21 protein-coding genes are annotated in these 21,414 nt (G+C 34.6%); 8 read left to right on the forward strand and 13 right to left on the reverse strand.

Features of this window, described 5'->3' with window-relative positions:
• Window position 1: 1 nt before the first annotated feature.
• From hisD to hisIE, 7 genes are all read left to right on the forward strand, one after another.
• A complete protein-coding gene (hisD, locus tag AR685_RS01160) occupies window positions 2–1,276 on the forward strand; it encodes a histidinol dehydrogenase (protein WP_059123470.1) in 1,275 nt (424 codons plus the stop codon).
• Window positions 1,277–1,280: 4 nt separating this feature from the next.
• Window positions 1,281–2,306 (forward strand): histidinol-phosphate transaminase, encoded by a 1,026-nt coding sequence (gene hisC, locus AR685_RS01165; RefSeq protein WP_059123471.1) that lies wholly within the window; start codon window positions 1,281–1,283, stop codon window positions 2,304–2,306.
• 4 nt (window positions 2,307–2,310) lie between these two features.
• The gene (hisB, locus tag AR685_RS01170) at window positions 2,311–3,405 is read left to right on the forward strand and encodes a bifunctional histidinol-phosphatase/imidazoleglycerol-phosphate dehydratase HisB (protein ID WP_059123472.1); all 1,095 of its coding nucleotides are present in this window, start codon (window positions 2,311–2,313) and stop codon (window positions 3,403–3,405) included.
• A 1-nt stretch (window position 3,406) separates the two neighbouring features.
• Window positions 3,407–3,985 carry an imidazole glycerol phosphate synthase subunit HisH gene (hisH, locus tag AR685_RS01175; RefSeq protein ID WP_047444034.1) on the forward strand — a complete coding sequence of 193 codons (579 nt, stop codon included), beginning with the start codon at window positions 3,407–3,409 and terminating at the stop codon, window positions 3,983–3,985.
• Window positions 3,986–3,998: 13 nt separating this feature from the next.
• The gene (gene hisA, locus AR685_RS01180) at window positions 3,999–4,718 is read left to right on the forward strand and encodes a 1-(5-phosphoribosyl)-5-[(5-phosphoribosylamino)methylideneamino]imidazole-4-carboxamide isomerase (protein WP_059123473.1); all 720 of its coding nucleotides are present in this window, start codon (window positions 3,999–4,001) and stop codon (window positions 4,716–4,718) included.
• A gap of 155 nt (window positions 4,719–4,873) precedes the next feature.
• On the forward strand, window positions 4,874–5,626 hold the full coding sequence (hisF, locus tag AR685_RS01185) for an imidazole glycerol phosphate synthase subunit HisF (RefSeq protein ID WP_059123474.1): 753 nt from the start codon (window positions 4,874–4,876) through the stop codon (window positions 5,624–5,626).
• Complete coding sequence (gene hisIE / locus AR685_RS01190) at window positions 5,623–6,210, forward strand: bifunctional phosphoribosyl-AMP cyclohydrolase/phosphoribosyl-ATP diphosphatase HisIE (RefSeq protein ID WP_059123475.1); 588 nt, start codon at window positions 5,623–5,625, stop codon at window positions 6,208–6,210. Before hisF ends, hisIE begins: the two co-directional genes overlap by 4 nt.
• A 62-nt stretch (window positions 6,211–6,272) precedes the next feature.
• On the opposite strand, the gene AR685_RS01195 is transcribed toward hisIE, so the two are convergent.
• From AR685_RS01195 to AR685_RS01255, 13 genes are all read right to left on the reverse strand, one after another.
• Window positions 6,273–7,211, reverse strand: a complete 939-nt coding sequence (locus tag AR685_RS01195; protein WP_059123476.1) for a M28 family metallopeptidase — start codon at window positions 7,209–7,211, stop codon at window positions 6,273–6,275.
• 57 nt (window positions 7,212–7,268) lie between these two features.
• Window positions 7,269–8,435 (reverse strand): M28 family peptidase, encoded by a 1,167-nt coding sequence (locus tag AR685_RS01200; protein ID WP_059123763.1) that lies wholly within the window; start codon window positions 8,433–8,435, stop codon window positions 7,269–7,271.
• 107 nt (window positions 8,436–8,542) lie between these two features.
• Window positions 8,543–8,887, reverse strand: a complete 345-nt coding sequence (rplT, locus tag AR685_RS01205) for a 50S ribosomal protein L20 (protein ID WP_047444038.1) — start codon at window positions 8,885–8,887, stop codon at window positions 8,543–8,545.
• A gap of 117 nt (window positions 8,888–9,004) precedes the next feature.
• Window positions 9,005–9,202 (reverse strand): 50S ribosomal protein L35, encoded by a 198-nt coding sequence (rpmI, locus tag AR685_RS01210; RefSeq protein WP_047444039.1) that lies wholly within the window; start codon window positions 9,200–9,202, stop codon window positions 9,005–9,007.
• A gap of 101 nt (window positions 9,203–9,303) precedes the next feature.
• Window positions 9,304–11,091, reverse strand: a complete 1,788-nt coding sequence (locus AR685_RS01215; RefSeq protein ID WP_059123477.1) for a hypothetical protein — start codon at window positions 11,089–11,091, stop codon at window positions 9,304–9,306.
• Window positions 11,092–11,174: 83 nt separating this feature from the next.
• A complete protein-coding gene (gene infC / locus AR685_RS01220; protein WP_047444040.1) occupies window positions 11,175–11,675 on the reverse strand; it encodes a translation initiation factor IF-3 in 501 nt (166 codons plus the stop codon).
• 187 nt (window positions 11,676–11,862) lie between these two features.
• A complete protein-coding gene (thrS, locus tag AR685_RS01225) occupies window positions 11,863–13,782 on the reverse strand; it encodes a threonine--tRNA ligase (protein ID WP_059123478.1) in 1,920 nt (639 codons plus the stop codon).
• A 356-nt stretch (window positions 13,783–14,138) separates the two neighbouring features.
• Window positions 14,139–14,321: a hypothetical protein gene (locus AR685_RS01230; RefSeq protein WP_047444042.1), complete on the reverse strand. Its 183-nt coding sequence runs from the start codon at window positions 14,319–14,321 to the stop codon at window positions 14,139–14,141.
• Between the two features lie 11 nt (window positions 14,322–14,332).
• Window positions 14,333–14,938: a DUF4230 domain-containing protein gene (locus tag AR685_RS01235; RefSeq protein WP_059123479.1), complete on the reverse strand. Its 606-nt coding sequence runs from the start codon at window positions 14,936–14,938 to the stop codon at window positions 14,333–14,335.
• A gap of 2 nt (window positions 14,939–14,940) precedes the next feature.
• Window positions 14,941–15,507 (reverse strand): TlpA family protein disulfide reductase, encoded by a 567-nt coding sequence (locus AR685_RS01240; RefSeq protein ID WP_059123480.1) that lies wholly within the window; start codon window positions 15,505–15,507, stop codon window positions 14,941–14,943.
• A 93-nt stretch (window positions 15,508–15,600) separates the two neighbouring features.
• A complete protein-coding gene (locus AR685_RS01245; RefSeq protein ID WP_047444045.1) occupies window positions 15,601–16,068 on the reverse strand; it encodes a nucleoside triphosphate pyrophosphohydrolase family protein in 468 nt (155 codons plus the stop codon).
• Between the two features lie 151 nt (window positions 16,069–16,219).
• The gene (locus AR685_RS01250; protein ID WP_059123481.1) at window positions 16,220–19,150 is read right to left on the reverse strand and encodes a reprolysin-like metallopeptidase; all 2,931 of its coding nucleotides are present in this window, start codon (window positions 19,148–19,150) and stop codon (window positions 16,220–16,222) included.
• 182 nt (window positions 19,151–19,332) lie between these two features.
• Window positions 19,333–20,472: an acyl-CoA dehydrogenase family protein gene (locus AR685_RS01255; RefSeq protein ID WP_047444047.1), complete on the reverse strand. Its 1,140-nt coding sequence runs from the start codon at window positions 20,470–20,472 to the stop codon at window positions 19,333–19,335.
• A gap of 336 nt (window positions 20,473–20,808) precedes the next feature.
• Between AR685_RS01255 and AR685_RS01260 the strand changes: the two genes are divergently transcribed.
• Entirely contained in the window at window positions 20,809–21,414 is a 606-nt protein-coding gene (locus AR685_RS01260; RefSeq protein WP_047444048.1) for a SatD family protein, read from the forward strand.

Below are 21,414 nucleotides of genomic sequence, written 5' to 3' on the forward strand. Positions count from 1 at the left end.
AATGAACATTTACAAAAATCCAAAAAGAGAAACCTGGTTTGAATTTGTTAAAAGACCTATTCTAAAAAAACAGGAAGTTTCAGAAATTATTAAAGAAATCTTCGCAGAAGTCGAAAAAAATGGTGATCAATCTTTAATCGATTATGCTCAAAAATTTGATTCTGCTACAATTAATCAGCTGCAAGTAACTCAGGAAGAAGTTGAAGTAACTGCAGCTTTAGTTTCGGAAGATTTAAAATTAGCTATTCAGACTGCAAAAGAAAATATTACGAAATTTCACGCTTCACAAATAAATAAAATTCAGACAATAGAAACGACGAAAGGCGTGATTTGCTGGAGAGAAAACCGTGCGATCGAAAAAGTGGGAATCTATATTCCTGGAGGAACAGCGCCACTGTTTTCGACGGTTTTAATGCTCGCAGTTCCTGCTCAATTGGCAGGTTGCAAGGAGATTATATTGTGTACACCACCAGATCAGAATGGAAATATCAATCCAGCAATTTTGTACACCGCAAAACTTTGCGGAATTTCAAAAATATTTAAAGTAGGTGGAGCGCAAGCTGTTGCAGCAATGACTTTCGGTACAGAAAGCATTCCGAATGTCTATAAAATTTTCGGTCCTGGAAATCAATTTGTGGTGGCTGCGAAAGATTTTGCACAGAATTTTGATGTGGCAGTCGATATGCCGGCCGGACCAAGTGAAGTTTTGGTTATCGCCGATGAAAATGCTATTCCGGAGTTTTGTGCGGCAGATCTGTTGTCTCAGGCAGAGCATGGAAGTGACAGTCAGGTGATTTTTATTTCAACAGATTTGAAAGTTTTGAATAAAACAATTCAGGAAGTTAAACAACAGATCCAAGAGCTTCCAAGAAACGAATTTGCTCAACAATCACTGAACAACAGCCATTTTATTTTACTGGACTCTATGTATGATGCTTTAGAATTCAGCAATCTGTATGCGCCGGAACATTTGATTTTAGCAGTGGAAAAATTTGAAAACTACATTGCTGAAATTCAGAGTGCGGGCTCGGTCTTTCTTGGAAATTATTCATGTGAAAGTGCCGGAGATTACGCCAGTGGTACCAATCATACACTTCCCACAAACGGTTTCGCTAAAAATTACAGCGGAGTTTCATTAGACAGTTTTGTGAAGAAAATTACTTTTCAAAATTTGTCGAAAGAAGGATTAAAGAATTTAGGAAAAACAATAGAACTTATGGCGGATGCAGAGGGACTTTTAGCTCATAAAAATGCAGTATCCATTAGATTAAAATAAGATTATGACGACAATAAATATTCAAAAATTAGTTAGAAAAAATATTTTAGAATTGAAACCATACATCAGTTTCAGAGATAACAATACGTTTGAAAATCCTTTATTGATGGATGCTAACGAAAGTCCGTTTGGTGAATTTAACCGCTATCCAGATTCTACACACAAGAATCTTAGAGAAAAAATATCAGTTTCCAAAAACATTTCAGCCGGCCAAATTGCGATTGGAAACGGAAGTGATGAATTAATTGATTTGATTATAAAAATTTTCTGTGAGCCTAAAAAAGATTCTGTCGTGGTGATGAATCCTTCATTTGCGATGTACGGATTTTATGCTGCAATCAATGAAAATGCAATTGTACAGCTCAACCTCAATGAAAATTTCGAAATTGTAAAAGAAGATTTTTTGAATGCGATTAAAAAGGATCAACCTAAAGTTTTATTTCTATGTTCGCCCAATAACCCAACCGGCAACTCAATTGATGACATTGAATTTTACATCCAGAATTTTGACGGAATTGTAGTTGTTGATGAAGCGTATATTGAGTTTTCAGAACAAAAATCTTGTCTGGAATTAATCAATAAATATCCGAATCTAATTGTTTTGCAGACTTTCTCAAAAGCTTGGGGATTGGCAGGAGCGAGAATTGGAATTGCCTATTCGTCCATAGAAATCACCAATCTTATCTACACAGTTAAATCACCTTTTAATGTGAATATTTTAAGTCAAAATTTAGTTTTAGAAAAACTGGATCAAATCGAAGATTTTCATATTAATTTAAATGAAATTTTAAAAGAACGAGATTGGCTGAGTGATCAACTTAAAAATGTAGAATGCATTTCGAAAGTGTTTCCCACGGATGCTAATTTTTTTCTGTTAGAATTTAAAGAAGTAGAAAAAGTTTACTCAACATTGCTTGAACATGAAATTTTAACAAGCAAAAGATTCCCTCAGATTCCGAGCTGCATAAGAATCAATGTGGGAAGCAGAAATGAAAATCAAACACTGATTACTATTTTAAAAAGTATTTAAAGAAATGAAAAAAGTATTATTCATCGACCGTGACGGAACGTTAATTATTGAGCCACCAACAGATTTTCAGGTTGATTCACTCGAAAAACTAGAATTTTATCCTTTTGTTTTTCAAAATTTATCCAAAATCGCAAAGGAATTCGACTATGAACTGGTCATGGTGACCAATCAGGATGGTTTGGGAACAGACAGTTTTCCTTTTGAAAATTTCATAAAACCTCAGGAGAAGATGTTGAAAGCGTTTGAAAATGAGGGAATTATTTTCAATGATATTTTGATTGATACAAGTTTTGAGCACGAAAATTCACCAAACAGGAAACCAGAAATCGGAATGCTTGGAAAATATATGTATGGCAGTTATGATCTTGAAAATTCTTTCGTTATCGGAGACCGTTTGACGGATATTCAATTAGCTAAAAACTTAGGTTCAAAAAGTATTTTCATTAGTAATTCTAAAAATGGAAATGCGAATTTAACGACTGAAAATTGGTCCGAAATCTATCAATTTTTAAAACAAATTCCAAGAAAAGCTACCGTTAACAGAAAGACAAATGAAACTAAAATAGAAGTCGAGGTCAATCTTGATGGAAGTGGAAATTCTGAAATTTCAACTGGGTTACATTTTTTTGACCACATGTTAGATCAGATTTCAAAGCACGGAAATTTAGATTTAAAAATTAAAGTGGAGGGAGATTTACAAGTTGATGAACACCACACAATTGAAGACACAGGAATTGTCTTTGGAGAAGCCATTATACAAGCTTTAGGGAAGAAGAAAGGAATTGAAAGATATGGTTTTCTTCTTCCGATGGATGATTGTCTTTCTCAAGTGGCGATTGATTTTGGTGGCCGGCCTTGGTTGGTGTGGGATGCAAATTTTAAAAGAGAAAAAATAGGAGATGTACCAACAGAAATGTTTTATCACTTTTTTAAGTCGTTTACTGATGCTGCAAGATGCAATTTGAATATTAAATCTGAAGGGGAGAATGAACATCACAAAATTGAATCAATATTTAAAGCTTTTGCAAAAGCGATAAAAATGGCAGTCAATCAGACTGACCTAAATTATAATTTACCATCAACCAAAGGGAGTTTATAAAATGATAGCAATTATAAAATATAACGGTGGAAACGTCAATTCTGTTCAGAATGCTCTTGAAAGATTGGGTGCAGACTCAATTATTACAGATGATTTTGAATTGATAAAAAATGCCGACAAAGTAATTTTTCCCGGTGTTGGCGAAGCTTCATCTGCGATGAAAGTTTTAAAAGAAAAAGGTTTGGATCTGTTAATTCCAAGTTTGAAGCAACCTGTTTTGGGAATCTGTCTCGGAATGCAGTTGATGTGTAAAAATAATGAAGAAGGAAATACAGTAGGAATGGGGATTTTTGATTGCGATGTGAAAAAATTCCCTCCATTGGATCTGATTCCACACATGGGTTGGAATACCGTTTCAAATGAAAGATCTCCACTGTTTTCAGAGAAATCCGGTGAAAATGATCTTTATTTTGTGCATAGTTTTTATTGTGAATTGACAGAACATACAAGTTCTGTCTGCAACTATATTTTGCCCTTCAGCGCATCTTTACAAAAAGATAATTTCTTTGCGACACAATTTCACCCTGAGAAATCTGGAAAAACAGGAAGTAAAATAGTAGAAAATTTTTTGAACCTCTAAAAAACCTATATATATGAAAATAATACCGGCCATAGACATCATCGACGGAAAATGCGTTCGACTTTCAAAAGGTGATTACGATACCAAGAAAATTTACAATGAACATCCTCTGGAAGTTGCTAAAGAATTTGAAGCCTCTGGCATTCAGTTTCTGCATTTAGTTGATTTGGATGGTGCAAAATCAAAACACATTGTCAATCAAAAAGTGTTGGAAAATATTGCGAAAGAAACTTCTTTGCAGATCGATTTTGGTGGCGGACTGAAAACTGAAAAGGATATAGAAACAGCCTTTAATGCAGGTGCAAAACAAATCACAATCGGCAGCATCGCTGTTCAGAATCCAGAATTTTGTTATCAATTAATTGAAAAATACGGAGCTGAAAAAATAATTCTCGGAGCCGACTGCGAAAATAAAATGATAAAAACTTCCGGCTGGTTGGAACAAAGCGATAAAAACGTGATTAATTTTATTCTTGATTATCAAAAAAAAGGTATTCGAAACGTAATTTGTACCGATATTTCAAAAGACGGAATGCTGGGAGGCGCTTCCACCGAACTGTACAGAGAGATTTTAGAAAAAACATCCGTTCAATTAGTGGCAAGTGGCGGAATTTCCTGTATAGAAGATGTTTATCTGATGAAGGAGATCGGATGTGCCGGAACGATCATTGGTAAGGCAATTTATGAAGGTAAAATCACTCTGAAAGAATTGCAAAAATTTATTGAAAACTAAATTTGGATTTCTTTATACTAAATTCATTCAAGTCACTATAAACTTTTTAGAAGAGCACATCAGCTTAAAAACTTACATCAACAAGTCCCAACGGGACGCTTTAACAAAGGATGGGATGAAATCCTATCAACATTAAACATGACAAATAAGAAAAAATGCTCAAAAAAAGAATAATCCCTTGCCTCGACATCAAAGACGGAACCACGGTAAAAGGAATCAACTTTGAAGGTCTTCGAAATGCCGGAAATCCTATTGATTTAGCCAAAAAATATGAAAATGAAGGAGCGGACGAACTGGTTTTTCTGGACATTACGGCAACCATAGAAGAACGAAAAACTTTTGTCGAACTAGTGAAAAATATTGCCAGAGAACTGAGCATTCCATTTACTGTAGGAGGCGGAATTTCTTCTGTGAAAGACGTCAGAAAACTGTTGGAAGCCGGAGCGGATAAAATCAGCATCAATTCATCAGCAGTGAAAAATCCCTATCTGATTTCTGAACTGGCGAAAGAGTTTGGAAGTCAGTGTATCGTTGTTGCGATTGATACAAAATTTGTTAATAACGAAGATTGGGTTTTTGTAAAAGGTGGAAGAGAAATGACTCCGTTGAAGACCTTGGATTGGTCAAAAAAAGTTGAGGAATTGGGAGCCGGCGAAATTCTTTTAACCTCAATGAATGGTGACGGAACAAAAAACGGTTTTGACTTGAGATTGACGAAACTCATTTCAGAAAAGATAAATATTCCGGTGATCGCTTCCGGCGGAGCAGGAAAAATTGAAGATTTTGAAGATGTTTATAATCTAACAAAAGCAACTGGAGCTTTGGCTGCAAGCATTTTTCACTTTGGTGAGATTGGAATTGATGACTTAAAAAATGACTTAAAAAACAGAAATATCAACGTACGATGAAAATAGATTTTAATAAAACAAACGGACTGGTCCCTGTGGTTATCCAAGACGAAAGAACTTTACAGGTTTTAATGCTTGGTTACATGAATGAAGGGGCTTTTAACAAAACAAAAAAGGAAGGTATCGTTACTTTTTTCAGTCGTTCAAAAAACAGATTGTGGACAAAAGGTGAAGAGTCTGGGAATTTTATGTCCGTAAAAAAAATTCAGATCGATTGTGATCAGGATACAATTTTAATTAAAGTCATTCCAAAAAATACAGTGTGTCACACTGGAAGCTTCAGCTGTTTTGGTGAGAAAGATTGCAAAGGTTTTATATATCAGCTGGAAGCTAAAATCGCTCAGCGAATTGATGACAAAGTAGATAGTTCTTATACCTATTCATTATATCAAAGAGGCATCAATAAAGTGGCTCAAAAAGTCGGAGAGGAGGCTGTGGAATTGGTGATTGAAGCTAAAGACAATGATGAAAATTTATTTAAAAATGAAGCAGCTGATTTACTATATCACTTTTTAATTTTGTTAAGAGCGAAGAACTTTTCGTTAAATCAAATTGAAGAAATTCTACTGCAAAGAAATCAATAAAAAAACCTGCAAATCTGCAGGTTACGTATATTTTTAAAACATAGATATATGTTTTTAACATTTTATTTTTTCTGAGTTTCTTTAATATCAGAAGTTTTATTTGCTCCAGCAAAATGCTGCAAAGCTCCGATGGTTGCCTTGCCGATATTAAAAACATACCGTACATCTGTATTGGCAAATGTATCATCTTTCGTATGCGGAAGTTCGCTTCTCAAATACTCAAAAAATCCTGTTATCACTTCACCTTTTTTCTCAAAGGAAATGTAGTCGCTGTGTTCAGCAGGATCAATTTTAGCTTTCAAAGGAGAGTATAATGTCGTGCAAGCCATCAGCTCTTTCGTGGCCTGAGTAGATGCTGCATTATTTTTAGAGCTGCCACCTTGGTCTTCATCACAGAAAACGGTGTCATTAAATATTCCTTTTTTACCACCAACTTGGTCTAAATTAAAAACCATTTTTATATCTAGCTGACGAACTTTTTTCTGAAAAACTACCTCGTCTGCATAATGCTTACTGCCATATAATCCCTGTTCTTCACCTGAAAAATGGATAAATTTTATAGAATATTCAGTGGGAACATCCTTTAAAATTTTTGCGGCTTCCATTATAATGGAAGTTCCGCTTCCGTTGTCATTAACTCCGGGACCATTGATATTGTCGAAATGACCACAGATAATGACATAGGTATCTGGATACACTGTTCCTTTTTTCGTGATGATAAGGTTTTTAGACTTCATCCTTCCCACAGAGAAAGGATCTTCCATGATCTGATCTTCTGTATAACCGAAGGAGAGATATTTATTTTTAATCCAAACTAATGCTTTATCATTTTCTTCGGAACCTGTGGTTTTTACGCCCAATTTCTCAAACTCTTTTAAATGAGAATTAATATCTTCAAATTTAAGAGCATCAACACGGTCCTGATAAGTTTGAATGAAATTTTGTGATTTCAGATCGTCGGTTGCAATACCGAAAAGCAAAATAGCTACAAGTTTTTTCATATTTCTACATACAGATTACTAAATTAAATATTTTATATGATAGACTTTTCAACTTAATTATTTCTCAATAATAATTTTTTTTGAAATTTTTTCGCCCTCAAAAACTACTGTTCCGATATAATTTCCAGAATCTATTCCTGAGATATTAATTTCTTTTTGATTTTCAGATTTTAAAACCAATTTTCCGGTTACATCAGTTATTTCTGTAGTAAAGTGGCGGACGGTAGCAGGAATCTCAATATGTAAAATATTTTTCGCTGGATTAGGAAAAAATTTAACAGAGTCATGATCTTTCTGACCTTCACTAACTGCGAGAACCGATGTGGCCACCGCAAAATGCTGAAGCGCACCAAGCGCAGCTTTTCCTACATTAAAAACATATGTTGGATCTACATTGGCAAAAGTATCATTTACAGTATGCTCATTCATGCTCTGTGGAGTTTCGTAGAAACCTGTAATAATATCTCCTTTAGCTTCAAAAGGAACATAATCAGATGCATAGGTGTTTGACATAACGGTTTGAAGGGGAGAATAAAGAGTGGTACACGTTGCCAATTGTTGTGTAAAAGATAAAGAAGCAGCATTATTCCCCGGTAATCCTGACTGATCACTTTCGCATTTGATTGAATTACTAGGAGCAGACAATTTGCCTCCTACTTGATCAATGTTGAAAACAACTCTCAAATTTAACTGTCGCACGCCGTTTTGAAAAACAACATTATCTACATAGTGATGGCTCCCTAAAAGCCCCTGTTCTTCACCGGAAAAATGAATGAACTTTACAGAATATTCTGTAGGAACATCTTTTAAAATTCTTGCAGCTTCAAGCAGAATAGAAGTTCCGCTACCGTTATCACTCACTCCGGGACCTGTTATCGTATCGTAATGGCCACAGATAATTACATAGGTGTTCGGATAAACAGTTCCTGTTTTTGTGATGATTAAATTTTTTGTCGTATTGCCGTTTACTGTAAAGCTGTCTTCGGTAATTTGATTGGCAGCATACCCGTAAGCTTGATATTTCGTTTTAAGCCAGTTCAGCGTATTTGTATTGGCGGTAGATCCACTCGTTTTTACACCCAATGCAGCAAACTCCTGAAGAAGTGTAGTAATATTAGGTTGCGTTATCTGATTGACTCTGTTTTGATAAGCTTGAATAAAACTTTGAGCGTGCGCATTATAAGTTGCTAATGAAAGGAGTAGAAGAGTGGATAATTTTTTCACTTTAAATGTCAATTTTATACTTTGAAGTAATTTTAAACAAATGTAGATAATAAAAAAATCCCGAGCAAAAAACTCGGGATTTTATATTGATAACAAAAAATTTTACATTATTTTACTTGATCTACAACTGCTTTGAATGCTTCAGGATAGTTCATAGCCAAATCAGCTAAAACTTTTCTGTTTAATTCAATGTTGTTCTTTTTAAGAGCTCCCATAAACTGAGAGTAAGACATTCCGTGCTCTCTAGCTCCTGCGTTGATACGCATGATCCAAAGTGATCTGAAGTTTCTCTTTTTCTCTTTTCTTCCACGGTAAGCATATTGCATTGCTTTTTGTACCGCGTTTTTAGCAACAGTCCAAACGTTCTTTCTTCTACCGAAAAAACCTTTAGCTTGTTTCATTAATTTTTTTCTGCGCGCTCTAGAAGCTACGGCATTTACTGATCTTGGCATAATTTAAATTGTTTTTTTGAAAAGGGCGGTAAACTGTTTCATTACACTTATTTGCACCGTTTCAGGGTTAAAATGTTGAATTGTTATTCTTATAAACCGAAAAATGATTTATAAAAACTACTTAATTGCTAATTGACGTTTAACGCCTTTCTCATCCACTTTCGCAACATAAGAAGTAGTAGTAAGATTTCTCTTCTGCTTAGTTTCTTTTTTAGTTAAGATGTGGCTTTTGAAAGCATTTTTTCTTTTAATCTTACCAGTTCCGGTAAGTTTAAAACGCTTCTTAGCACCTGATTTCGTTTTTAATTTTGGCATTGTTTGCTTTTTTATGTTTTTGTTATCAATATTTGTTTTTAAATCCCTGAAGATATATCAAGAATAATGGTTTGCAAAGTTACGAAAAAATATTAAATCTCCTACCTAAATAAAAGGTTTTCAATTAATGTATCCTTTTTCGCAATCATATGAATCTCTGTTGACTTTTCATGATAAATGATTTTAGTTTTGATAAGTGAATTTTCAGAAAATATATCTTTAAATTTTGTATAACTAATTTCCTTATTATCTATCTCAATCGAATAGGTTTCACCACTTTTGAATTCTTTATAAATAGAATTTCCCTTTAATAAAATTAATGCATCCCTCTTATTTTCAAATAAATATCCCGGAATCGTCAGTTGGTTATCCTTAAGTTTAATTCCCGCATTTTTTCCATATTTATTAATAAACATTATGTATTGATTAACATTATCTTTTGCTAAAACTTTAATGTAGTTAGTCTTGAAAATCATGTTTTCTTTCAGCTGATCTCCAATATTAAAGTTAAGTTCTGATCCAGTACCGAAAATAATAAGATCAGGATTTCTTCTCATCACATAATTAGCATCACCCAACTCATGTGCTAATGCACCATTTCCAAAATTAGATGGTGGATTCCTGGCAAGAAAATAATCGTTTAAACCCAACATATCAACTGTGGGAAGTTCAGAAAAATAAGGAATACATCCTGCAGCAGTTACAGCAATCAGTGTATTATTCGGGAAAATATTTTTAAGTCTATTTCCCAGATGCATTCCATCAAACTCCCATCTTTCATCTTTTGCATATTGATTAGCTGGTATAAATACCTGAATACACACGCTAGAGATTAATAGAATAAAGAAAAAAACTCTCGTTTTAGTAATACTAAAATCTATCTTGTTCGAATGTTCTAAACCTGTTATAATAGAAAAAACTAAAAAAATCAGCACTACATAATAATGTCTAAACGCAGGAAATATATCACCACCAATTAACGTAATGTAGGACATCCATGCCATAGTACACAATAATAGATATAACCCAAATAAATTTTTCTTTTTAAAAACTAGATAATATAAACATAAAAAACCAAGTGCAGAAAGAAGTAAAGTCCCTAAAAAAGCTTTAAAATTGTAATATCCCCCTCGCAAAATATGATGTAGAGTAATTTTGACCTTTACTAATGCTGTGTTGGGTACAAGTTCTCCATAATAATTATATCTAAATACAAGCTGACCCAATAAAAATAGAGAAGGAATAAGAATTACGGAAAAAACAATTTTTAAAAATAGCTTCCTATCTCTGAAATTAAAAACTAGTAAAAATACTGAGGTCAAGATAGTAAATAGATAACCATCAGGTCTTGTGAGAGCTAAGAGCCCTAACCATAATGAAAGTAGGTAAATTCTTTCGAAGTTTTTTTTATTGATAATAACTGATACCTCTATAATCATCAGAGTTATAAAAAAGATATACAGTGGTTGCTCTAAACCGCCAACTGCCCAAACTGCTACACATGGTGTAGTAACAAATAGTAACATGGCATAGTATATATATTGTATTTTAGAACCCTGACTTTTGAAATAAAATAAGATAACGCCTAAAATCCCTAATGAGCACAATATTCCTAGAATTCTTGTAGCAATCATCAGATCAAATCCTAATTTCCCTAATGCAGAAACACCCAAAATCCACAACAAATTAGAATATCCCTCAACAGGAGAACCATCGTTCCAAGTTAATCCTTTGCCTTCAATGAAACGTTTTGCATAACGAAGGGATATTAAACTGTCATCTGAAATGAAAGGATAATAATATAAGCAACTTAAAAAGAAGATGCATAAGACAAGCAGCAATAAGTAATTATATTCTAGCCTCCTTGATTTATATTTAATTGAATTCACCTAATTAGTTTTAATAAAGTGCAAAATAAAGAAAAAAAAAACCTCAAATTTCTTTGAGGTCATATTTATAAGTTCTAAATGAATTATTTAGCTGGTTTTTTAGGACTCATCATCATAATCATTCTCTTACCTTCAAGTTTAGGTAACTGATCTACTTTACCAACGTGCTCTAATTCCTGAGCCAGTTTAAGAAGTAAAATTTCACCCTGATCTTTAAAGATAATGGAACGTCCTTTGAAAAATACGTAGGTTTTCAATTTTGAACCTTCTTCCAAAAACTTTTCAGCATGTTTTTTCTTAAAATCATAATCGTGCTCATCCGTCTGAGGTCCGAAACGGATCTCCTTAACAACCACTTTGATTTGTTTTGCTTTAAGTTCTTTAGTTTTTTTCTTCTGCTCGTATAAAAACTTCTTATAGTCTAATATTCTCGCAATGAAAGGTTCAGCTTTATCTGAAATCACGACCAAATCTAATTCCTGTTCTTTGGCAATTTGTCTCGCTTTATCAATCGGGAAAATTCCCGCTTCTACGTTGTCGCCCACTAAACGAAGTTCCCGTACACGGATCTTATCGTTTATCATGTGTAAGTCCTCCTGTGGTGGACGTCTCTGTGGGCCTCTGTTGTTAAATCTTTGTGCTATCGCTTTATAATTTTATTGGTTAATAACTAATTTTGAATTGAAAAATTTAATGATTAAAAAATTTAAAAATTACTTTTAGCAAATTAATCTTTAAATAAATTTAATATTTAAATCATTAAATCTTCAACTATATTGTTGCGGCTTTTTTGAAGTAGGCTGCAAACTCATCCATGCTCATTACTCCAAGATCGCCTTCTCCACGTCTACGTACAGAAATTGTGCCATCTCTTTCTTCATTTTCTCCCACTACAAGCATGAAAGGAATCTTTTTTAATTCCGCATCACGGATTTTTTTACCCGTTTTTTCGTTACGCTCGTCAATTAATCCGCTAATATCGTGAATTTCTAAAAATTCTGAAACTTTTTTAGCATAATCTACATATTTTTCACTGATCGGCAATATTGTAAACTGATCCGGGCTCAACCATAATGGGAAATCTCCGGCTGTATTTTCTAATAAGATTGCGATAAAACGTTCCATAGAACCAAACGGTGCTCTGTGAATCATGATCGGCCTGTGCTTCTCATTATCGCTTCCAATATAAGTAAGATCGAATCTTTCCGGTAAATTATAATCTACCTGAATAGTTCCTAACTGCCATTTTCTTCCCAAAGCATCTTTCACCATGAAGTCCAATTTAGGACCATAGAATGCAGCTTCACCGTATTCTGTAACAGTATTTAATCCTTTTTCTTTCGCTGCAGTTACGATTGCGTTTTCTGCTTTTTCCCAGTTTTCATCAGAACCGATATACTTTTCTTTGTTTTCAGGATCTCTTAATGATATTTGAGCAGTAAAATCAGCAAAGCCAAGCGAACCGAAAACATACAGAACCAAATCAATCGTTTTCTTAAACTCGTCCATCAGCTGATCAGGAGTACAGAAAAGGTGAGCATCGTCCTGGGTAAAACCACGAACTCTCGTCAAGCCATGAAGTTCTCCACTCTGCTCATATCTGTAAACTGTTCCAAACTCTGCATATCTTTTAGGCAAATCTCTGTAACTCCATTGTGAAGTTTTATAGATTTCACAGTGGTGAGGGCAGTTCATTGGCTTCAGCATAAATTCTTCTCCTTCATTGGGAGTTTTAATTGGCTGGAAACTGTCTGCTCCATATTTATCCCAGTGTCCAGAAGTCACGTACAATTCTTTTGCACCGATATGAGGTGTCATTACAAATTCGTATCCTCCTTTTTTCTGAGCATCAGAAAGGAAATTTTCTAATTTTTTTCTCAAAGCAGTACCCTTAGGCAACCAAAGAGGTAAACCGGCTCCAACTTTTTCTGAGAAAGCAAAAATCCCTAATTCTTTCCCTAATTTTCTGTGATCTCTTCTTTTTGCCTCTTCCAATAATTCAAGATATTCAGTCAATTCTTTCTGTTTCGGGAAAGAAATTCCATATACTCTTGTTAACTGAGGATTCTTCTCATTTCCTCTCCAATAGGCACCTGCAGCATTCAGAATCTTAACTGCTTTTACAATTCCTGTATTAGGAATGTGACCTCCACGACAAAGGTCTGTGAAGTTATCATGCGTTACAAAAGTAATTTCGCCATCGTTAAGATTCGAAATCAATTCCACTTTATAAGGATTATCAGCATACGTCTGCAAAGCTTCCGCTTTAGAAACAGGGTATAATGAGAATGTTGAAGCTTTTTTAGCGTTTTCTAAAACTTTCTTTTCAATTTTCTCAAAATCTTTTTCAGACAAAACTTCGTCACCAAAATCTACGTCGTAATAAAATCCGCTTTCGATTGCCGGACCGATGGTTAATTGAGCATTTGGATAAAATTCAAGGATAGCCTGCGCCAAAAGGTGAGCAGAAGAATGCCAAAAAGCTTTCTTTCCAAGATCATCATTCCATGTCAAAAGCTGTACCGTAGAATCTGTGGTAATAGGCGTGGTAACTTCGACTTGTGTGCCGTTTACAACTGCGGAAATGGTATTTCTAGCCAATCCCTCGCTTATAGATTTTGCCACATCCAACGGAGTGACTTCTCCCTCAAATTCTCTGACGCTATTGTCTGGAAGTGTAATTTTTATCATTGTTTACTAAGAAATTTTAAGTTGCAAAAATACGCATTTTTTACATCTTTATGAAATCATTGCCTGATAATTCACAAAAAATACAATTTATTTTACATTCTGACGTTAGTACTTATTTTTTAAAAACCTTTTCAGACTTTTAAAACCGCTTAAAGAATGCTAAGTCTCGAATTACATAGCAAATTTTGAAATCTGCTGAATCGCAGCCCGACCTGAATGGAGCTCTTTTGTCTGGAGATGCAGTGGGCTTACAATGTAAATTATAATATCCATTGGTTCGCATCTCCAGAAAAAAAGCGGGAATGGAGGGCGGAAAAGCTGCCCTAATAAATAATTGCAAAAAAAATACTAAGCTTTCACTTAGTATTATCTGTTTTCCCTGATTTGTTTTCTGAAGATTTTTTTACATCATCTTTATCTACATCGGGTGGATTTTGTTTTTTTGACGAAGCAGGAATATTCTGAAAATCTTCATTCTGCTTTTTCGTTTCTGCGGAATTTGCAGATTCTTTCTTTTTGTTATCGTCTTTTGAGTCCATAATTTTGAATTTTAGAGTCCAAGAACACCGAGTTGTCCGGTTTTATCTTCTATCTTATAATTCAAAGCCTTTGCCAAAACGAAAATATTGTTCAGATTTTCCATCAATTGCTGTTTGCCTTCATTTCTCAACTTGTTTTGATCTACAGAATTGATTGCAGTCTGCTTCGCTTTTTGCTGAACCTTCTTAATATCCTTTTCAGAAATTCTGTTGATGAAAGAATCATCTAACGACTGAATTTCTACACTTGGCGTGATTCTTATATCCGCAGTCGGAAGATCAGTGATAATCAATTTTTTATTCACAGAATCTACCTCCATTTTCATTTTATTTAAATCATAGGAAACCTGCGCATTGGTTCTGGTGTAGGTAATAATACTATTGCTTGTCATTTCTTTGCCAAGAAATTCGTAGCCAAATTTCGTTTTCTGCATTGCGGAAAAGTCCTGTTCCAATACCACCATTTTATTCATCTTCGAGATTTGATTGGTCAAAATATAATAATCAGACTTTTCGGTTTTCTCGCTTACTTTTAAACATGATCTGAAACTGAAAAACAGAATCACCATCAGAAGAATTCCTGCAACAAATGGAATAAAAAGTTTTAAATTTCTCAATTTTAATTATTAAATATTTCTTTAATCACCGATTGGTCATCTTTCTTTAAGATTTCTACAAGATCCCTTTCGATATATCCTGTAGTCGGCATTTCAATAATTCTTCCAATTTCCTTGCCATATTTTTCAACAATAATAGTAGGGACTTTCTGAACGTTATATTTAGATTCATCACCTGTAGGAGATTCTTTTTTACGATTTACTGCAATAATTATCAGTCTACTGTCCGGAAACTTCACTTCTTCTAAAATTTTCATCAATCTAGGGAAATCTCTGTGACTATCCTCGCACCATGTTCCCATGAAAACGATCAGATTGTAAGAATTTATTTTATTTTTTTTTAATTCATCAATAGCTTTTTGATCTAAAGCATATTCGTTGAATTCTTTTGTATACCACTCAGAATAAGGTTCTTTAAGAAACTGATCTTTCAACTGATTTCCCAAAAGCATTTTACCATCGTTTTTAGTTTCAACTTCTCGGTTGACAACAACTTTCTGAGCACTTAAATGCTGAGTTGCCGATGCCAATGATGCTGCAATAAGCATATTTGTAATAATTTTTTTCATAGGTAGATTTCTACTTTTTTTTAAAGATTATTCCGAATCGTTGGAATAAGTAATGTAATCGCCCTTTTTCACTGATACTTAGGCGGATTCATTTTAATTTTCAATAATTGCTTTTAAATCAGCAGGAGAGTAGTACTTGTTTTTCAAAACTTTATGATCAGCTTTTCTGTACACATTATATTTTTCACCTGATTTTTCGTAGAAAGATTCAACCTCTTTTGCAGCATAAAACTCTACGGTTTCGTTCGCCTGCTCTTCATTATCACAAGCTTTAGACATATTTGAACGTTGAACCTCGTTGAATAATTCAACAAATTTATCACCTAATCCAAACTCTAATACAGCTCCGCTTAAAACATATTGTAAATCACATAATGCATCAGCGATTTCTACTAAATTTTTATCTTCAATCGCCTGTTTCAGCTCATTTAATTCTTCCTGCAAAAGCTCAACTCTTAAATTACATCTTTCCTGCGAAGGAATTTGTGGAGTTTCCAAAATAGGAGCTTTGAAAGTGGTGTGGAATTCTGCTACTTGGTTCAGGCTGTCAATTTTATCCATGAAATTTTTAAATTTAAAGCAAATATAGTGATTTTGGTAAATTTTTGGATGCGAGATGTGGGATGAAAACCAAACTACTCAGTATTGATCATTCTACCAATAAAAAAAGACCGCCATTTCTGACAGTCTTCAAGTTTAATTGATTTAATGGTTAATTTTTGATAAATCTTTTTGAGATTTCTCCAATCTGGATCGTGTATGCTCCTGCAGTAAGGCTGCTTACATTCACTGTGCCTCTTTCGAGTTTTCCTGAGTTGATTAGTTTTCCACCCATATCGAAGATCTTGTAATCTTCAGTCGTAGTATTTGAAATATTTAAAATATCTCTTACAGGATTTGGATATAATTTAATATCAGTCAATACATTTTTGACATCAAAATCATTCCCTCTTCCTGAGGAAAGAATATTTAAAGTATAATCTTCAACCTGCCCGTAAGTGTAAGATCCACAAGAAGATGAAGGCACAGAATTATACTGCATCATTACTCGCATTCTTGTATTTCCTAAGGTCGCTGTTGAAGGAATTGTGATTGATCCTGTTACAGGAGTGGTTTGTGAACCAGTTTTTGTCCAAACCAATTCTCCGCTGTCTGAAAAATCACCATCTTTATTATAATCTATATAAACAGCGTACGCTTCATTATATTTAGTCGAAGTCCAAACCGGAGTAATAGAAATTGTATTTGCATTTCCTGAGGTCACATTTGTTGAAATAGAAGTGAAGTTTTCATATCCTGCAGTTCCTGTTGAAGTGTTATTAATTGTTCCAAATTTCACATTTCCAATTCTTTCATCCGAAGTATTGGTGGCAGTTGCTGAACAATATGTAACAGTGCTTCCCGCAAGAGTAGTTACTGTCGCAGTATTACTTGAAGTGGAAACATTTCCAGCAGCATCTTTAGCTCGTACACTAAAGCTATAGGTTGTAGAAGGATTCAAACTTGTAACCGTATACGTTGTAGAGGCAGTATTTCCAATCAATGAAGAACCCTGATAAACATCATAACCCGTAACACCTACAGCATCTGTTGCTCCCGACCAGGAAAGGTTAGTGCTTGTAGAAGTTGTACCTGAAGCCGAAAGAGTAGGGGCAGTAGGAGCTACAGTATCTATACTTCCTGATCCTGCGTTTACTGAAATGTTTGCGTTATTGACATCAAAGAAAATATGATTGCTTCCTTTGACCATAATCCTTCCTGTCGTTGTCGTAACATTCGGAATGACTACCGCTTGAGAACCGTCATTGGGAGTTCCGGCTAATAAAGTTGTCCATGTTGTCCCTGAATTTGTCGACCAAAGAATATCTACATTGGCTGCGTTAACACCGTTTGCAGTTGTTCCTGCAACATTCCAGGTTATGCTTTGTGAGCTTCCTCCTGCGTAAGTGGTCGCTGTACCTTGAGAAGTAATGATGAAAGGTCCTGCAGTTGCATTTACAGTCACTTTAGCATCGTCAGAATTGTTTCCGGAACCTCCGGCTCTGTTATCACGAACTGTAAATCTGAAATTTAAAGCTCGTGCTACGGAAGAAAGTGCTTCTACATTGATCTCTGAACCGGCTGTAGTCGTAGCACCTGCTAATACAGAAGCCATTCTTGGGAAATATCTTACAGGCGTTGTAGCTGGCGTCCAAGATCTGAATGTTGGGCCGGTTGCTTTTGTTGCACTAGCTGCAGAACTTGCTCCGGTTTGAGAAGATGAAGCATTATCAACCTGTTCCCAAATATAAGTCAAAGAATCTCCGTTGGCATCAGTTCCAGTTCCCGTCAGCATAAACGGTGTACTTTTCGGAATCGTATAATCTAAACCAGCATCAGCTGTTGGAATTGAATTTCCTGTAGAAGTGCTTACCGGACATGTTTTAGCTTTAATATTATTTGTAATTTGCTGAATGCTTATGGCATGAAAGAAAGAATCTGAATGCGGCTGAATATCCTGAGCTGTAATTCCTGCATAACCCATGATTGTTGAGCCTGAACCCGTCTCCATATTGACACCTGTTCCTTCATTACTCATTGAGAACGTATGATTTCCTCCAAATTGATGCCCTAACTCGTGCGCAACATAATCAATATCAAAATTATCACCTGATGGAATTCCGTCTGATGGGGAAGTGTAGCCACTACCTTTAGAACCGTTTACACAAACGCAACCGATACAGCCAGCATTTCCGCCGCCGCCTGAAGCTCCAAATAAATGCCCGACATCATAATTGGCCTCACCAATAACTGAAGTTAAAGTTGATTGAAGCTGAGAATTCCAATTACTCATCTGTGCTGCTGCAGAATATGGATCTGAAGATGCACTGGTATAAATGACAGCATCATTATTGGCTATCAAAACCATTCTTGCTGCAAAATCTTTTTCAAAAACTCCGTTAACGCGGGTCATTGTATTATTCATCGCCGCTAAAGCGAGTGCTTTTGTTCCTCCAAAATAAGTGGTGTATTCCCCTGTAGATGATAATGCCAAACGGAAAGTTCTTAGTTTAGCATCATCCGCATTTGGTCTTGCTGCCAGATCTGTTGCGCTAATTCCTTTTTGGGCAACATCGATAACAGTACATTCAAATGAGCTTAAATTATCTTTTTTATCAGACTTTTTATAAACTACATAAGTAGAAAGATCTTTTGTGTACGGCTCAATAAAAACTGCGGATTTGTCACCATAAATTTCCATTGAAGATAATCCCAGAGGAGAAATACTGAAGTAAACCGTAGAATTAGAATCTTCGAGACCTTCGCCAACATAAGATTTAATATCAGGATATTTTGCAGCTAATTGAGGATCGAAATTTGAATTTTCTCTGACCTTAAAATTCTCTAATTTCCCTTCAGAATTAGGAAATGAGATAATGATCTCTGATTTTTCGCCCACGGATAATCTTTTTGGAACTCTCACTAAGGCGCTTTTTAATCCGTTGATATCGAGCTGGTAAATTTTGGGAGCGAGAATGTTTGCTTTGTTTTCAAAAATCTCTGAATTTGTTTTTCTAGAACCTTCAGACCAAAGTCGGTCAGTCTGAGCGAAAGAAATGCCGGATAGAAATAGCATTCCAATCACAAATAGTTGTTTTTTCATAAAAAATAATATTTTGATTGTGGAATATCAAAGCTAATAAAAATTATATTACGAAAAACAAATTTTTTTAAGAAAAATTTGGACAATCAATTTAAAATATTATGCATTACATTAAATATGATTTAAATTAATTCCTTTATGAATGAAAATAGCACATACTTACGCATGTGCTATTTTATAAATTACTTAGTAATCTCTCTACCGATAACCAATCTCTGAATTTCTGAAGTTCCTTCTCCAATTGTACAAAGTTTAGAATCTCTGTAGAATTTCTCAGCAGGGAAGTCTTTTGTATAACCATAACCTCCAAAAACCTGAACTGCATTATTAGAAATTCTAACGCAAGCTTCAGAAGCATACAATTTTGCCATCGCACCTTCTTTCGTCATTTTCTGTTTAGCATTTTTCAATGTAGAAGCTCTTTGAATCAACAATTCTGCAGCATCAATTTCTGTAGCCATATCTGCCAGCATAAAATTGATCGCCTGAAATTCAGAAATCGCTTTCCCAAACTGTTTTCTTTCCTGAGCATATTTCAAAGCAGCTTTATAAGCTCCTCTTGCAGTACCCAAACTTAAAGCAGCAATAGAAATTCTACCACCATCTAATATTTTCATTGCCTGCTTGAAACCTTCACCTACTTCCCCCAAACGGTGAGAATCTGGTACACGAACATTATCAAAGATAAGTTCAGCAGTTTCTGAAGCACGCATTCCTAATTTATTTTCTTTTTTACCAGAAGTAAAACCAGCCATTCCTTTTTCAAGAACGAAAGCAGTTGAATTATTTTTTGCACCAATTTCACCTGTTCTTGTCATCACAACAGCAATATCTCCTGAAATTGCATGAGTAATGAAGTTTTTAGCACCGTTGATTACCCATTCGTCACCATCTTTCACAGCAGTGGTAGACATTCCACCAGAATCAGATCCTGTATTGTGTTCTGTCAATCCCCAAGCTCCGATTACTTTACCGGTAGCTAACTGCGGAAGCCATTTATTTCTTTGCTCTTCGTTTCCGAATTCATAGATATGATTGGTACATAATGAATTGTGAGCTGCTACAGAAAGTCCGATAGAAGGATCTACCTGAGAAATCTCATCCAAAATAGTCACATACTCATGATAACCCAATCCAGAACCACCATACTGCTCAGGAATTACGATTCCCATGAAACCCATATCACCTAATTGATGAAATAATTCTTTAGGAAAAGTCTGACTTTCGTCCCATTCCATAATATTGGGTCTGATATTTTTCTCAGCAAATTCTTTTGCTGTTTCAGCTATCATTTTAATGTTGTTGATAGTTTCTGTATTCATATTAGATAATAGTTAATGCCCAAAGATACTTAAATTGCCGAAATACGAAAAAGAATTATTACTCAGATTAAAATTTCCACATAATATTTTAATTTTCAGTATTTTATACTTTTAATTACATTATTAGATTAAAGAAAATTATTCGTTCTAAAAATAAATTTATACACAGTGAAAGCCAATTTTATGAAGATAAAATTTTAAGATATATTTTGATTATCTGAAATTTTCATTGATGAAAATTTGATATTGATATAAGTAGATTCACTAATAATTAATATCTATAAGTGTATCTGCTTATAATTTTTACATATAAGTATTTATGCTTATATTTGCAAAATGATAGCGGTCATCACCGGTGATATTATAAATTCGCAGCATGCAGACACTGAAGTTTGGATTACCAAACTAAAAAATCTTCTTGAAAAGTGGGGAAGTGCTCCACAAACATGGGAAATCTACAGAGGAGACGAGTTTCAGTTTAAATGTGATATCGATGACGTATTCTGGCGTTTCCTAGCCATTAAATCTCTTATTAGAAGTCAGGAAAATTTAGACGTAAGAATTGCGATCGGTATCGGTCAGGAAAACTTCTCATCCGAAAAAGTCACAGAATCAAATGGTACAGCTTACGTATACTCAGGAAGATTATTAAATGACTTAAAGAGTGACGGCCATACTGTTTCTATCAAAACATCCAATGATTCTTTAGACAGAGATCTCAATATTTTACTTAAATGGGCTTCAAAAGATTTTGACAGCTGGACGATGGCGACTTCTGAAATCATTCATGAAATGATTATGAACAATGATATTACACAGGAAGATCTTGCAAAGAAATTTGCCATATCACAATCATCGGTAAGTCAAAGATTAAAGCGCGCTAACTACGAATTGATCGTAGAAACCAATCAATATTTTAGAAAGAAAATCTCAGAACTCTAA

This window comes from Chryseobacterium sp. JAH, from assembly GCF_001507335.1.
Lineage (GTDB): Bacteria > Bacteroidota > Bacteroidia > Flavobacteriales > Weeksellaceae > Chryseobacterium.

Excerpts from the sequence above, each read along its gene's own strand:
- hisD (WP_059123470.1), top strand. The coding sequence starts at position 2 with ATGAACATTTACAAAAATCCAAAAAGAGAAACCTGGTTTGAATTTGTT.
- hisC (WP_059123471.1), top strand. The coding sequence starts at position 1,281 with ATGACGACAATAAATATTCAAAAATTAGTTAGAAAAAATATTTTAGAA.
- hisB (WP_059123472.1), top strand. The coding sequence starts at position 2,311 with ATGAAAAAAGTATTATTCATCGACCGTGACGGAACGTTAATTATTGAG.
- hisH (WP_047444034.1), top strand. The coding sequence starts at position 3,407 with ATGATAGCAATTATAAAATATAACGGTGGAAACGTCAATTCTGTTCAG.
- hisA (WP_059123473.1), top strand. The coding sequence starts at position 3,999 with ATGAAAATAATACCGGCCATAGACATCATCGACGGAAAATGCGTTCGA.
- hisF (WP_059123474.1), top strand. The coding sequence starts at position 4,874 with ATGCTCAAAAAAAGAATAATCCCTTGCCTCGACATCAAAGACGGAACC.
- hisIE (WP_059123475.1), top strand. The coding sequence starts at position 5,623 with ATGAAAATAGATTTTAATAAAACAAACGGACTGGTCCCTGTGGTTATC.
- AR685_RS01195 (WP_059123476.1), bottom strand. The coding sequence starts at position 7,211 with ATGAAAAAACTTGTAGCTATTTTGCTTTTCGGTATTGCAACCGACGAT.
- rplT (WP_047444038.1), bottom strand. The coding sequence starts at position 8,887 with ATGCCAAGATCAGTAAATGCCGTAGCTTCTAGAGCGCGCAGAAAAAAA.
- rpmI (WP_047444039.1), bottom strand. The coding sequence starts at position 9,202 with ATGCCAAAATTAAAAACGAAATCAGGTGCTAAGAAGCGTTTTAAACTT.
- infC (WP_047444040.1), bottom strand. The coding sequence starts at position 11,675 with ATGATAAACGATAAGATCCGTGTACGGGAACTTCGTTTAGTGGGCGAC.
- thrS (WP_059123478.1), bottom strand. The coding sequence starts at position 13,782 with ATGATAAAAATTACACTTCCAGACAATAGCGTCAGAGAATTTGAGGGA.
- AR685_RS01230 (WP_047444042.1), bottom strand. The coding sequence starts at position 14,321 with ATGGACTCAAAAGACGATAACAAAAAGAAAGAATCTGCAAATTCCGCA.
- AR685_RS01240 (WP_059123480.1), bottom strand. The coding sequence starts at position 15,507 with ATGAAAAAAATTATTACAAATATGCTTATTGCAGCATCATTGGCATCG.
- AR685_RS01245 (WP_047444045.1), bottom strand. The coding sequence starts at position 16,068 with ATGGATAAAATTGACAGCCTGAACCAAGTAGCAGAATTCCACACCACT.
- AR685_RS01250 (WP_059123481.1), bottom strand. The coding sequence starts at position 19,150 with ATGAAAAAACAACTATTTGTGATTGGAATGCTATTTCTATCCGGCATT.
- AR685_RS01255 (WP_047444047.1), bottom strand. The coding sequence starts at position 20,472 with ATGAATACAGAAACTATCAACAACATTAAAATGATAGCTGAAACAGCA.
- AR685_RS01260 (WP_047444048.1), top strand. The coding sequence starts at position 20,809 with ATGATAGCGGTCATCACCGGTGATATTATAAATTCGCAGCATGCAGAC.